Source organism: Mycobacterium kyogaense, from assembly GCF_036946525.1.
Taxonomy (GTDB): Bacteria; Actinomycetota; Actinomycetes; order Mycobacteriales; family Mycobacteriaceae; genus Mycobacterium; species Mycobacterium kyogaense_A.
In genome coordinates this window covers 43,235-55,998 of the sequence record NZ_JAQIIY010000031.1, presented here as the reverse complement: position 1 = coordinate 55,998, position 12,764 = coordinate 43,235, and the positions used below count along the sequence as shown (strand labels likewise).

The window sequence follows — 12,764 nt, the reverse complement described above, 5'->3', positions numbered from 1 at the left end:
CAGTTCCGGTGTGACGCAATCACGCGTCGCGGCTGGACCGCACCGCCGCGCTGTCGGCGTAACGATTGCCGGTTACGGCATCGCCCGCGCGCCCGAGCGTGCTGACCTGATCGGGGGTCAGCGCAACCGTCAGGGAACCCAGGTTCTCGTCGATGCGGGCCGCGCGCCGGGTGCCGGGGATCGGCACGCTCGCCACGCCCAGTTCCTGCGCGCGGTGCCGCAGCCAGGCGAGCGCCACCTGCGCTGCGGTGGCCCCGATCTCGCCGGCCACCTGTTCGACGGCGTCCACGACGCGCTGGTTCGCTTCCAGCGCGGCGCCGGCGAAGCGCGGCATCGTGCGGCGGAAGTCGGTGTCGGAGATGTCGGCGGCCGAACGCACCGTGCCTGTGAGGAATCCCCGGCCCAGCGGGGAGAACGGAACGAGGCCGACGCCCAGTTCGGCCGCGGCCGGCGCGATCGCGGTCTCGATGTCACGCGTCCAGATCGACCATTCGCTTTGCAGGGCCGCGATCGGATGCACCGCGTGAGCTGCTCGCAGTTCTTCGGCCGTCACCTCGGAGAGCCCGAGGTGACGAACCTTGCCCGCCCGCACCAGCTCGGCCATGGCGCCCACCGTCTCCTCGATCGGGACAGCGGGATCCCGCCGGTGCAGGTAGTACAGGTCCACGACATCGGTCTGCAGACGCTGCAGGCTCTCGTCGATGCACTGCCGCACGTAGGCCGCATCACCCCGTACGGCGACGCGACCGCCGGTGCCGGCCGGGTTGGCCACGATGCCGAACTTCGTCGCCAGGGTCACCTCGTCGCGGCGGTCGGCGAGTAGCCGCGCGATGAGCCGCTCGTTGTCGCCGGAACCGTAGACGTTGGCGGTGTCGATGAACGTGACGCCGACGTCGACGGCGTGATGGAGCGTCGCCAGCGATTCGGCATCGTCGGTCACGCCGCCGTACACCGGCGTGAGCGCCATCCCGCCGAAGCCCAGTGCGCTGACGGTCAGCTGGTCGCCGAGTGTGGTGGTGGGTGACATGGTGGTCCTCTCGGTCGGTGTCTCGAGAAGCGCAACCGAGCAGACACGCTGTTCTGTTCCGGCGCCTCCTGGGAGTATCCTGAGTGAGCTACATCACAAGGAGGTGGTGATGCGAATTTCCGACGTACTGCGCGCCAAGGGCGCATCCGTCGCGACGATCACTCCCGAGACGTCGGTGGCGGGCTTGCTCACCGAACTCGCGGTGCACAACATCGGCGCCATGGTGGTGGTGTCCGACGAGGGGTTGCACGGCATCGTCTCGGAACGCGACGTCGTGCGCGGTCTGCACGAGGTCGGTGCGGAACTGCTGCGCCGCCCCGTCGCCGACATCATGACGACCGTGGTCGCGACGTGCGCACCCGACGATTCGATCGACATTCTGAGCGCGCTGATGACGACCAACCGGGTGCGCCATGTGCCCGTCGTCGTCGACGGCCGGTTGCGCGGCATCGTCAGCATCGGCGATGTCGTGAAGACGCGGATGGAGGAGCTGGAACGCGAGCAGCAACGGCTGCAGGACTACATCACCCAGGGATAGCGGGGTCCAGCAGCGAGTTGTCGGCGAACGCGCCCCGGTAGGCCGCCGCGGGGTGGCTGTCGGGTAACCGGTCCCCGCGCCCGAACAGCTTGTGCCGCAACGTTCCCGACTTGTCCGTGGCGATCAGCCCGCGTTCCCGCAGCGTCGGGAACAGTCGGTCGGCGACCTCCTGGAAGGACTGGGGGACCGTCGCGTGGTAGACGTTGACACCGTCGACCCCAGCTTCGCGCCACTCCTCGAGTTGGTCGGCGATCTCCTCGGCGGTGCCGACGACCCGGTTGGCGCCCTCGAGGACCCACGCCAGGTCGCGGATCGTCGGCTCGGCGTTACCCGAGGCCTCTGCGGCCCACCGCGCGAATCCCTGCACGCCCGTGAACTCGCCGAGCTGGCTGATCGGGGTGTCGAGCGGCAGGTGACCGGCGTCGACGCCCGCGTCGCCGAGCGCATGCAGCGCAACGCCTTCGAGATCGAGAAAGCGCTTGATCTCGTCGTGACGGCGCACCGCGTCCCGATGGGTGTCACCGATGACGAACGAGAGCCCTTGCGCGAAAGCGATATCGCCGGGATCGCGCCCGTTGTCGGCGGCCAGCGCTCGCGTCTCGGATGTCAGCGCGTGGGCAGCGGCGGGATTGGGGCTGCTGATGTACACGCCCTCGGCGTTGCGGGCCGAGAACAGTTGTCCCGCAGGCGACGCGCCCGCCTGGAACAGCACCGGTGTACGTTGCGGCGACGGCGACGAGAAGTGTGGCCCCTCCACCGAGTAGCGCTTGCCGACATGGTTGATGCGGTGGATGCCGGCCGGATCGGAGTGCACCCCGCGGGCCTTGTCTGCCAGCAGCGCGTCGTCGTCCCAGGAGCCCTCCCACAGCTTGTACGTGACGTCGACGTACTCGTAGGCCCACTCGTAGCGTTCGTCGTGGTTCAGCGTGCCGTCATGGCCGAAACTGCGGAACATGTTGGCGTTGAAGCTCGTCACGACATTCCACCCGAGCCGGCCCTCGGTGTAGTGGTCCAGCGAGGACATCTTGCGCGCGAAGTTGAACGGGTGGTCCTGCACGATCGAACTGGTGAACACGATGCCGAGATTCTCGGTGACCACCGCCAGGGCGGAGGCGAGTGAGGAGGGGTCGTTGACCGGGACCTGGATACCGCCCTCGACGGCCTTGCGCCAGTTGCCGTTCCACGGTGCCCGCAATCCGAACACGTCGGCGAAGAACAGCAGGTCGTAGCCGGCCTTCTCGACAGCCGAGGCCAGCGACGTCCAATGCCGCAGTGAGTTGAACTCGTGATTGCGCGCCTCGGGCGCCCGCCACAATCCGTGCAGCACATGGGAGGCGGTATTCATCACGAACGCCGAATAGAACAGCGGGCGTTTGTCGGTCATGAGATCGGTCCTAGCGTGTCGCGGATCAGCTTGTTGTCGGTCGTCTGGAGGAACTCCGCGATCCGCGGGTCCTTGAACGTGTCGATCAGCTTGACCACGTTGGGGTCGTCGATGTGCTTGTTGCTGACCACGAGACCGCCCTCGCTGCCTTTCGGTGCAGGCTCACGGGCGAGGATCTGCTGCTCCGTCAGACCGGCGGCGTAGACGTCGGAGATGTGCACCACGACGGCGTCGACGTCGGCGAGGCTTCGGGCCAGCTGGCCGATCGGCACCTGGACGAATTGGTAGTTCTTGGGGTTGGACGCGATGTCGTCGAGCTGCGGCAGGCCCGCGAGCGTGTCTTTTCCGGGCTTGAGCGTGATCTGCTTGTCGTAGGCGAGGTCGAGCAGAGCGATGGCCTGCCCGGCCGGATCGTCGCGCAGAGCGATCTTGGCCCCGTTGGGTACCTGGTTCCAGTTGCGGTACTTGTCCGAGTAGGTGGCCTGGTCCCAGGTGAACGTCGGCGCGGCGAGCGTCAGCTCGAATCCGTTGGCGGCGATGGCGTCATTGAGGAACGGTTGGTGCTCGAAGAAGTTCCCGGCGACCGTTCCGGCGTCGACGGCGCGGTTGATCTCGATCAGGTTGTCGATCTTGACGGGTTCGATCGTGATGCCGTGGTCGGGTGCGATGTCGCTGGCGATGTAGCTCAGCAGGTTCTCGGCGGCGATGTCGGTGCTCCACGTCGCCACCGGCAGCGTCGTGCCGAAGGGCTTGTCCTTGTTGGCGAACTGCGCATAGGAGATGCCCCCGGCGACGGCGAGGACGACGACGGCCGCAACGGCGATCCACGGCCAGCGCTTCTTCTTCTTGATGTCGATGTCGAGACCCGCGCCCGAAGGCGCGTTGATCTGGTCGGTCATGATGGTCCTTTCAGCGGGTGAGAGCTTTGACGACGCGGTCGCCGACGAACTGGACGACCGCGATGGTGATGATCAGGGAGACGGCGGTGGCGATCATGATGTTGTCGTCGAATCGGTTGTAGCCGTAGGTGATAGCGAGGTTGCCAATGCCTCCGGCGCCGATCGATCCCGCGATGGCGGAGTAGTCGATCATCGCGATGGTGTTGACGGTGAGCGCCCCGGCCAGGGCGGGTAGCGCCTCCGACAACTGCACGGTGCGGATCACCTGCAACGTGGATCCGCCCGAGACCTGGCCCATGTCGGTGACGTCGGAGCGCACGTCGCGCAGCGCGTTCTGCACCAGCCGCGCGAAGAACGGCACCCCGGCCGTCGTCATCGGCACGATCGCCGCGGGGATGCCGATCGTCGTGCCGACCAGGAAACGCGTCACCGGGATGATCGCCGCCATCAGGATCAGGAACGGCAGGGAGCGGCCGATGTTGACGATGGTGTTGAGGACCGTGAAGACCCGCGGGTCGGGGTGCAGGCCGAACTCGGAGGTGTTGTGCAGGATCACCCCGACCGGGATGCCGATCAGCACGACGAGAAACATCGTGATGCCCACCATCACCCAGGTCTCGCCGTAGGCGGGCAGCAGCAGGTCGGGCACCTTGTGCCACGGTGTGCTGAAGTCCTCCTGGGCGAGCAGAGTGGGTGTCACGCCGCGGCCTCGGCGGAGGCTGCCGCTCTGACGTGCAGGCCGCGCTCCCTCAGGTACCGCGCGAAACCTGCTGGCGCCGTGGGGGACAGCGCGAGCACGGCGCGGCCCACCGCGATGCCGCGGATGGCCTCGACGCTGGCGCTGAGGACGCTGACCGTCGTCCCCGACAGGCCCGGCGCGTCATGGATCGTCGTCAGCCAGTCCAGCGGTACGGCGCGTGATGCGTAGGAGATCTCCCAGACGTCCGCGTCGCGGGGTACGGCCACGCTCGGTCGGTCGGGCAGCAGTTCATGGGCCAGCAGCGATTCGGGATCGAGGATGACGTCCTCGACGGACCCGCTCTCGATGATGCGACCGTCGGCGATCCTGGCCACCGAGTCCGCGATCTCCCGGACGACCTCCATCTCGTGGGTGATCAGGATGATGGACAGACCGAACTCGTCGCGAAGATGGCTGAGCAGAGCCAGAATCGACTTGGTGGTGGCCGGATCGAGTCCCGAGGTCGCTTCGTCCGAGAGCACCAGCGACGGACCGAGTGCGAGGGCACGCGCGATACCGACCCGCTGCTTCTGGCCGCCGGAGAGCTGCGCGGGGTACGACTCGCTGCGGTCGGCCAACCCGACCCGCTCGAGGAGCTCGCCGACGCGCCGGGCGACCGACTCGTCGGTGGCGCCCAGATAGTTCAATGGCAGCGCGACGTTCTGGGCGACGGTGCGGCGCCGCAGCAGTGGCGCGGACTGGAAGATCACGCCGATCCTGCGGCGCGCCTCGACCAAGTCGTCGGGGGACAGGGTGGCGAAGTCCTTGCCGTCGACCCGGACGGTGCCGCTGGTGGGGCGTTCCAGGAAGCTGATGCACCGCGACAGCGTGCTCTTGCCCGCGCCGCTGGGCCCGACGACGGCCAGGATCTCCCCGTCGCCCACCGACAGGTTCACCCCGTCGAGCACGGTGCGGTCGGCGAACCTCTTCGTCAGGTTCTCGATCTCGATCACGGGGGAAAGCTACGGACATCGCCAGCTGGTTCACAGCCTACGGCTCGTGATGATCCGAAGTAGCGCAGCACGATTGGGGTCAGGGTTGCGATCACGGTGGGTGAAACCCTGGTCAGTGACGCTGAATCCAGGTGAGGCTCATGTGATGGCCGGCCCGACGCTGCACTGGTACCTGCCCACGCACGGCGACACCGCCACGATCGCCGACAATCAGGCCGCCGACGGGTCGCGGGTGTCGTCGTATCTGGAGCCGTCGCTGGAGAATCTCACGGCCCTGGCCCGCACGGCCGAGGATCTCGGCTTCGAGGCCGCGCTGACCCCGACCGGATCCCATTGCGAGGACTCGTGGTTGGCCACCGCGGCGCTCGCCCAACACACCCGTGCGCTGAAATTCCTCGTCGCCTTCCGTCCCGGTGTGCTCTCCCCGACACTCGCGGCCCAGCAGGTCAGCACGTATCAGCGGTTCACCGGAAACCGGTTGGCGCTCAACGTCGTCACCGGCGGCGACGACGCGGAGATGCGCCGCTTCGGCGACGACGTCGACAAGGCGGCCCGCTACCGGCGCACCGGTGAATTCCTGACCGTCGTGGCCGGCATCCTCTCCGGCGGCGACTTCTCGTTCGACGGCGAGTTCTACACCGTCGAGCATGCGAGGACCGCCTACCCGGTCACGACCAGACCGACCGTCTACTTCGGCGGTTCGTCACCGGAGGCGATCGCGGTGGCCGCAGAACACGCCGACGTCTACCTCACGTGGGGTGAGACGCCGGATCAGGTGGCTGACAAGTTCGCGCGGGTGCGCGCCGCGGCCGCCGAGCACGGCCGCACGCTGCGGTTCGGCGTGCGGCTGCACACCGTGGCCCGCCCCACCACCGAGCAGGCGTGGCAGCGCGCCGAGGAGCTGCTGTCCGACCTGACCCCGGACCAGGTGGCACGGGCCCACGCCCGCTACTCGGCGAGTGTGTCCGAGGGGCAGCGGCGGATGGCGGCCCTGACCGACGGTGTGTTGCGCGACGCCCGCAGCCTGGAGATCGAGCCCGGACTGTGGGCCGGACCGGGCCTGGTTCGCGACGGCGCAGGCACTGCGGCTGTCGGCAGCTACGCCGATGTCGCTGCGACCCTCGACCGATACGTCCAGGCCGGGGCGCAGGAATTCATCTTGTCGGGCTACCCGCAGATCGACGAGATCCGCCACGTCGGCGCGGGCGTCGCACCGCTTCTGCGGATCGGCGCCGCCGCGTAGGGTTTTCCCGGTGAGCATCGACGTCACCTCGGCTCGCCGTTCGGACGTGAAGGCCTTGTCGCGCGTGCTCGGGCGGGCGTTCCTCGACGACCCGGTGATGCAGTGGATGATGCCCGACGACCGGCGTCGCGCCGCCGCGCTGCCCCGCATCTTCGCGGCTATGACCCGGCACCACTTCCTCGCCGGCGACGCTGTCGAGCTGGCGAGCCGGGGTGGTCAGCTCGGCGCCGCCGCCCTGTGGGACCCGCCCGGCCGCTGGAAGACCACGACCCGCGAAGACCTCGCGATGCTGCCGACCTTCCTGCTCGCGATGCGAGGTGAGTCCAAGCGGGGCATGGACGTCTCGGAGCTGATGAAGCAGCACCACCCCGAAGAGCCGCACTGGTACCTCGCCGTCATCGGCAGCGACCCCGACGTGCGTGGTGCGGGCTTCGGGCAAGCGCTGATGGCATCGCGGCTGGACCGCTGCGACGCCGAGGGCGCGCCGGCGTACCTCGAGTCCACCAAGGAGTCGAACGTGCCGTACTACCTGCGGTTCGGCTTCGAGGTCACCGGCGAGCTCGTCGTGCCCGGCGGTGGGCCGCCGATGTGGCAGATGTGGCGGGCGCCGCGCTGATGTGGTGCTGACTCAGCTCCAGCTGTATTCGGCGCGCAGACGCGTCGCCACCACCTCGAACGTCGTGCGTTCGACGATCGCGCCCTCTCGCCGGATGCCCTCCTCGGGCACGTCGAGGACCCGGTCGAGGCGCACCCAGCTGGCCCGGCCCTCGTAGTCCCACGGGCCGCTGCCGATACCCACCCAGTTCGGGTCGTCACGATGGTGATCCTGGCTGGACAGCATCAGCCCCAGCAGGACCTCACGGTCCCGACCGACCACCAGCACCGGTCGGTCCTTGCCGCGGGTCGGATCGTCCTCGTAGACCACCCAGGTCCACACGATCTCGCCCGGGTCGGCGCGGCCGTCGAGGTCCGGGGCGTAGACGACCCTGCGGGCTCGGTGCGCGGACGGGACGAACGTGCTCGAGACTGGCCGTCCCGCAGGCAGCGCGCGGGCCGGCGCCGTCTGTGTGCCACCGATCACTTCCAGACCCAGCCGCAGGCCCTGCTGGAGCCCGTACTGGATTCCCTGCTGGATCCCGCGCTGCAACGAGTCCGACCGCTGGATATGCCGCACCAGCTTGGGAGCTTCGGAGAACACCAGCCTCTGGAATGTCTTGAAGGGCGAGGACGATGACGCCATAACAACCCACTGTAGGCGGTCGCCGCGGCGCTCGATTGTGTCGCGCGGGCGGGTGCTCGTTACTCTGGACTGGCCGTTTCCGGTACCCGTATCGCGCTCACCAGGAGAAATTCCATTAGCAGTTTCGCCGACAAGACCTTCACCGCGCCGGCGCAGATTCGGAACTTCTGCATCATCGCCCACATCGACCACGGCAAGTCGACGCTGGCCGACCGGATGCTGCAGCTCACCGGCGTGGTCTCCGACCGCGACATGCGGGCGCAGTACCTCGACCGCATGGACATCGAGCGGGAACGCGGGATCACGATCAAGGCGCAGAACGTGCGGCTTCCGTGGAAGGTCGGTGACCAAGAGCACGTGCTGCACCTGATCGACACGCCCGGCCACGTCGACTTCACCTACGAGGTGTCCCGCGCGTTGGAGGCGTGTGAAGGCGCCGTCCTGCTCGTCGACGCCGCCCAGGGCATCGAGGCCCAGACGCTGGCCAACCTCTACCTGGCCCTGGATCGCGACCTGACCGTCATCCCCGTGCTGAACAAGATCGATCTGCCGGCCGCCGACCCCGAGCGTTACGCCAGCGAGCTCGCCCACATCATCGGCTGCGAGCCGTCCGACGTCCTGCGGGTGTCGGGCAAGACCGGCGTCGGCGTCACGGAGCTGCTCGACGAGGTCGTCCGGCAGGTGCCGGCTCCCACCGGCGACGCCGACGCGCCCGCCCGGGCGATGATCTTCGACTCGGTGTACGACACCTATCGCGGCGTTGTCACCTACGTCCGCGTCGTCGACGGCAAGATCGTGCCGCGCGAGCGCATCAAGATGATGTCGACGGGCACCGTCCACGAACTGCTCGAGGTCGGCATCGTCTCGCCCGAGCCGAAGGCCTCCGACGGCCTGGGTGTCGGCGAGGTGGGTTACCTCATCACCGGCGTCAAGGACGTCCGCCAGTCCAAGGTCGGCGACACCGTGACCACCGCGCGCGGCGGTGCCACCGAGCCGCTGACCGGCTACCGCGAACCCCGGCCGATGGTGTACTCGGGGCTGTACCCGGTCGACGGTTCCGACTATCCGAACCTGCGCGAAGCGCTGGACAAGCTGCAGCTCAACGACGCGGCGCTGACGTATGAGCCTGAGACCTCGGTGGCGCTGGGGTTTGGGTTCCGCTGCGGATTCCTCGGTCTGCTGCACATGGAGATCACCCGGGAGCGCCTCGAGCGCGAGTTCGACCTGGATCTCATCTCCACCTCGCCGAACGTGGTGTACCGCGTCGTCAAGGACGACGGCTCCGAGCTGGTCGTCACCAATCCGTCGGACTGGCCGGAGGGCAAGGTCCGTGAGGTGTACGAACCGATCGTGAAGACGACGATCATTGCGCCGAGTGAGTTCATCGGCACGATCATGGAGCTGTGCCAGTCCCGGCGCGGTGAGCTCGGCGGCATGGACTACCTGTCGCCCGAACGTGTGGAGCTGCGCTACACGATGCCGTTGGGCGAGATCATCTTCGATTTCTTCGACTCGCTGAAGTCGCGCACCCGCGGCTACGCGAGCCTGGACTACGAGGAGGCCGGCGAGCAGCAGGCCGACCTGGTCAAGGTCGACATCCTGCTGCAGGGCGAGGCCGTCGACGCGTTCTCGGCGATCGTCCACAAGGACGGGGCCAGCGCGTATGGCAACAAGATGACCACCAAGCTCAAGGAGCTCATCCCGCGCCAGCAGTTCGAGGTGCCGGTGCAGGCAGCCATCGGATCGAAAATCATTGCGCGCGAGAATATTCGGGCCATTCGCAAGGACGTGCTCTCCAAGTGCTACGGCGGTGACATCACCCGTAAGCGCAAGCTGCTGGAGAAGCAGAAGGAAGGCAAGAAGCGGATGAAGACCATCGGCCGGGTCGACGTTCCGCAGGAGGCCTTCGTCGCGGCGCTGTCCACCGACGCCGCCGCCGACAAGGCCAAGAAGTAGGTCCGACGTGCGGCGCGGACTAGTCGTTGCGCTGGCCGTCCTCGTGACCGGGTGTGGCGGGGGTGTCGAGGGCACCGCCGTGCCCGCCCCGACGGGCGGGTTGGACTCGGTGCTGCTCAGCGATGTCGAACTCGATGAACTGTTGCACACCAGTGGTTTCCACAGCGACCCCGACGGTCGAGAGTTCACTGACGAATTGGCCAACGGCACGAGGCCGCCCGGATGCGTGCACACGGTCGACATCGCGGACCGCAACGTGTACCGAGACGGAGGGCCGACGGCGATCCTGACCAGGGCCTCGGATTCGCCCGCCGGCTCGGTGCGCCAGAGCGTGGTCGTCGTGCGGTCGGCCAAGGACGCCCGGCGCATCCTCGATATGTCGAAGCTGTCATGGGACGTGTGCGTGGGTGTGCCGGTGACGACCGGCGGGCCCGCTCCGGTCACCTGGGAGCGCGAACCGGTCGAGGTCAGCGACGGCATTGCCAGTCAGCGCACCACACGGTCGGACCGCGTGGGGGAGCAGTGCCAGCATGCGATGGGGGCCGCGGTCGCGACGGTCGTCGAGGCGATGGTGTGCGGGCCGGGAGTCACCAACGAGGCCGCCGCGGCGGTGGCTGAGATGGCCAGAAACGCCGACCGATCCTGATGTCTCCCGCGACACTGTGTCCAGCGTTGCTTCACAACTGTCGCGAATTCGTCGATGTCGGTGGCGCGCAACGGGTCCTCGCATCGATGATGGCGGAGTGCTCCCTGTACTCGACCTCACCTCCGCAGACTTGGATCCGGCAGGCTTTCGGACGCAGCTGCGCGAGGCCGCCCATGACAGTGGCTTCTTCTACCTCACAGGGCACGGCGTGGACTCCACACAGTTCGATCGCGTGCTGGCAGCGGCTCGCGCCTTCTTCGCGGTGCCGGCAGCCGAGAAGAACGAGATCAGTCAGCTGCAAAGCCCGCAATTCCGGGGCTATTCGCGGCTGGGCGGCGAACTGACCAACGGGCTCGTCGACTGGCGCGAGCAGATCGACATCGGTCCCGAGCGGCCCGTCCTCGAGGGCGCACAAGGCTTTTGGCGTCTGCAGGGTCCGAATCTGTGGCCGGGGCGCCCCTCGGACTTCCGCGCAGCCTTCGAGGAGTGGAGCCACGCGCTGTCGGTGGTGGGGCTGAGACTGCTTCGGCACTGGGCGGTCTCGCTAGGCGCTGACGAGGACATCTTCGACTCCGCCTTCGCCACGGCGCCGGCCACTTTGATGAAGGTCGTCCGATATCCCGGGACCACGCAGACTCACCAGGGCGTCGGTGCCCACAAGGACTCCGGGGTGTTGACCTTGTTGCTGGTCGAGCCGGATTCCGAGGGGTTGCAGGTGGAGACCTCGGAGGGCACCTGGGTCGACGTGCCACCTGTCGCGGACGCTTTCATCGTGAACATCGGTGAACTGCTGGAGGTCGCCAGCGGCGGGTACCTGCGCGCCACCCGGCATCGAGTGATCGCGCCCCGGCCGGGTACCGATCGGGTGTCGATACCTTTCTTCCTCAACCCCGCGTTGGATGCGCTCGTGCCGATCATCGCGCTTCCACCCGAGCTGGCTGCTCTCTCGCGCGGCGTCGAGACGGACCCGGCGAATCCGATCTTCAACACCTATGGGGAGAACGCGTGGAAGTCACGTACTCGCGCCCACCCCGACGTCGCGGAGCGCCATCACGGCATCCGTGCCGGCGGCGTTGCGTCGGCGTAGTGACGGCTGATTCCGTCGTCGTGAGCGCAACTCTCGATCGGCGACCGTGCCGACCGTAGATTGACGCCGTGTTCGACATCCGGCGGTTGGTGGTGCTGGCCGAAGTCGCGGCTCGCGGCTCTCTCAGCGCGGCGGCCGGACACCTGAACTACACGACCTCTGGGGTGTCCCAACAGATCAGCGCGCTCGAGCGCGACGTCGGAGCGGTGTTGCTGGATCGGGGGCCCAATGGTGCGCGGTTGACCGCCGCCGGTCGACGTCTCCTCGACCACTCCGAGGTGATCCTGAGCGCAGTGGCCCACGCGGAACGGGATCTCGAGATACTCACCGCCGGGGATGAACAGCGGTTGAGGATCGCGTCCTTCACGTCCGCGGCAGCCACGATCCTGCCGCCGGCGCTGGCTCACTTACGCAGTCAGCGCCCCGGCGTCGAGATCGAGCTCCTCTCAGCCGACCCGCAGGACGCCGTCGGACTGCTCGACACCGAACGAGTCGACGCCGCGGTCATCACGTCTGTGCCCGGCGAACGTCCAGACCTCCCCGGTCTGCACATCGTTCCCGTCTACGACGACGAATTCTTCGTTGTCCTGCCCGCGAGGCACCGACTCGCCGGCCTGGCGGAGCTGCCGTTCTCTGCGCTCGCCGCCGACCAGTGGGTGATCAGTACGGCGACAGGAGACTGTCCCGATGTGCGTGTCTTCCAAAAAGCCTGTCGGGAAGCGGGATTCGTCCCGGACGTGGCCTTCCGAGCTGACGACTACACGACAGTGCAGGGCATGGTCGCTGCCAACATGGGCATCTCGTTGGTCCCGTCGTTGGCGGTCGGAAGTGCGCGCGCCGACGTTCTGGTGCGCAGGGTTGCTGGTCACCGCCCAGCGCGTCGAATTTCGCTTGCCACCAGTAGGATTCCCGAGGACGGCACAGCATTGGCCACCCTGCTGTCGTTGACGCGATCGGTGGGGGCTCGGCTTTCCGCGGACGGGGTGTACAGCGATTCTGCACGGCCGTTGACCGTCGCTTGATGCGGGTTTCGCCAATTGCCTTGTCGCCGT

13 protein-coding genes are annotated in these 12,764 nt (G+C 67.6%); 7 read left to right on the top strand and 6 right to left on the bottom strand.

What is annotated here, in order from left to right; all coding sequences use genetic code 11:
• Positions 1–19: 19 nt before the first annotated feature.
• Positions 20–1,027, bottom strand: a complete 1,008-nt coding sequence (locus tag PGN37_RS23480) for an aldo/keto reductase (protein WP_335333391.1) — start codon at positions 1,025–1,027, stop codon at positions 20–22.
• Between the two features lie 109 nt (positions 1,028–1,136).
• Between PGN37_RS23480 and PGN37_RS23475 the strand changes: the two genes are divergently transcribed.
• The gene (locus PGN37_RS23475; protein ID WP_335333390.1) at positions 1,137–1,565 is read left to right on the top strand and encodes a CBS domain-containing protein; all 429 of its coding nucleotides are present in this window, start codon (positions 1,137–1,139) and stop codon (positions 1,563–1,565) included.
• On the opposite strand, the gene PGN37_RS23470 is transcribed toward PGN37_RS23475, so the two are convergent.
• The 4 genes from PGN37_RS23470 to PGN37_RS23455 are packed head-to-tail and all read right to left on the bottom strand — an operon-like array spanning position 1,552 to position 5,540.
• Positions 1,552–2,949: an LLM class flavin-dependent oxidoreductase gene (locus tag PGN37_RS23470; RefSeq protein WP_335333389.1), complete on the bottom strand. Its 1,398-nt coding sequence runs from the start codon at positions 2,947–2,949 to the stop codon at positions 1,552–1,554. The two genes, PGN37_RS23475 and PGN37_RS23470, sit on opposite strands and share 14 nt — an antisense overlap.
• On the bottom strand, positions 2,946–3,848 hold the full coding sequence (locus PGN37_RS23465) for a MetQ/NlpA family ABC transporter substrate-binding protein (protein ID WP_335333388.1): 903 nt from the start codon (positions 3,846–3,848) through the stop codon (positions 2,946–2,948). Before PGN37_RS23465 ends, PGN37_RS23470 begins: the two co-directional genes overlap by 4 nt.
• A gap of 10 nt (positions 3,849–3,858) precedes the next feature.
• Positions 3,859–4,548, bottom strand: a complete 690-nt coding sequence (locus PGN37_RS23460; protein WP_335333387.1) for a methionine ABC transporter permease — start codon at positions 4,546–4,548, stop codon at positions 3,859–3,861.
• Positions 4,545–5,540 carry a methionine ABC transporter ATP-binding protein gene (locus tag PGN37_RS23455; protein ID WP_335333386.1) on the bottom strand — a complete coding sequence of 332 codons (996 nt, stop codon included), beginning with the start codon at positions 5,538–5,540 and terminating at the stop codon, positions 4,545–4,547. Before PGN37_RS23455 ends, PGN37_RS23460 begins: the two co-directional genes overlap by 4 nt.
• A 145-nt stretch (positions 5,541–5,685) precedes the next feature.
• Between PGN37_RS23455 and PGN37_RS23450 the strand changes: the two genes are divergently transcribed.
• Entirely contained in the window at positions 5,686–6,783 is a 1,098-nt protein-coding gene (locus tag PGN37_RS23450) for an LLM class flavin-dependent oxidoreductase (protein ID WP_335333385.1), read from the top strand.
• Between the two features lie 10 nt (positions 6,784–6,793).
• The gene (locus PGN37_RS23445; protein WP_335333384.1) at positions 6,794–7,399 is read left to right on the top strand and encodes a GNAT family N-acetyltransferase; all 606 of its coding nucleotides are present in this window, start codon (positions 6,794–6,796) and stop codon (positions 7,397–7,399) included.
• A gap of 12 nt (positions 7,400–7,411) precedes the next feature.
• On the opposite strand, the gene PGN37_RS23440 is transcribed toward PGN37_RS23445, so the two are convergent.
• Positions 7,412–8,023, bottom strand: coding sequence for a type II toxin-antitoxin system PemK/MazF family toxin (locus PGN37_RS23440; protein ID WP_335333383.1), 612 nt, complete (start codon positions 8,021–8,023; stop codon positions 7,412–7,414).
• A gap of 69 nt (positions 8,024–8,092) precedes the next feature.
• On the opposite strand from PGN37_RS23440, the gene lepA reads away from it, so the two are divergent.
• The 4 genes from lepA to PGN37_RS23420 all read left to right on the top strand — a co-directional run bounded on the left by lepA (position 8,093) and on the right by PGN37_RS23420 (position 12,734).
• Positions 8,093–9,979 (top strand): translation elongation factor 4, encoded by a 1,887-nt coding sequence (gene lepA / locus PGN37_RS23435; RefSeq protein ID WP_335333410.1) that lies wholly within the window; start codon positions 8,093–8,095, stop codon positions 9,977–9,979.
• A gap of 7 nt (positions 9,980–9,986) precedes the next feature.
• Complete coding sequence (locus PGN37_RS23430) at positions 9,987–10,625, top strand: sensor domain-containing protein (RefSeq protein ID WP_335333382.1); 639 nt, start codon at positions 9,987–9,989, stop codon at positions 10,623–10,625.
• Between the two features lie 97 nt (positions 10,626–10,722).
• Positions 10,723–11,712 (top strand): isopenicillin N synthase family dioxygenase, encoded by a 990-nt coding sequence (locus PGN37_RS23425; RefSeq protein ID WP_335333381.1) that lies wholly within the window; start codon positions 10,723–10,725, stop codon positions 11,710–11,712.
• 68 nt (positions 11,713–11,780) lie between these two features.
• Complete coding sequence (locus PGN37_RS23420) at positions 11,781–12,734, top strand: LysR family transcriptional regulator (RefSeq protein WP_335333380.1); 954 nt, start codon at positions 11,781–11,783, stop codon at positions 12,732–12,734.
• Positions 12,735–12,764 lie beyond the last annotated feature (30 nt).

Coding starts and splice junctions, on each gene's coding strand:
- PGN37_RS23465 (WP_335333388.1), bottom strand. CDS start 3,848: ATGACCGACCAGATCAACGCGCCTTCGGGCGCGGGTCTCGACATCGAC.
- PGN37_RS23440 (WP_335333383.1), bottom strand. CDS start 8,023: ATGGCGTCATCGTCCTCGCCCTTCAAGACATTCCAGAGGCTGGTGTTC.
- PGN37_RS23480 (WP_335333391.1), bottom strand. CDS start 1,027: ATGTCACCCACCACCACACTCGGCGACCAGCTGACCGTCAGCGCACTG.
- PGN37_RS23475 (WP_335333390.1), top strand. CDS start 1,137: ATGCGAATTTCCGACGTACTGCGCGCCAAGGGCGCATCCGTCGCGACG.
- PGN37_RS23470 (WP_335333389.1), bottom strand. CDS start 2,949: ATGACCGACAAACGCCCGCTGTTCTATTCGGCGTTCGTGATGAATACC.
- PGN37_RS23450 (WP_335333385.1), top strand. CDS start 5,686: ATGGCCGGCCCGACGCTGCACTGGTACCTGCCCACGCACGGCGACACC.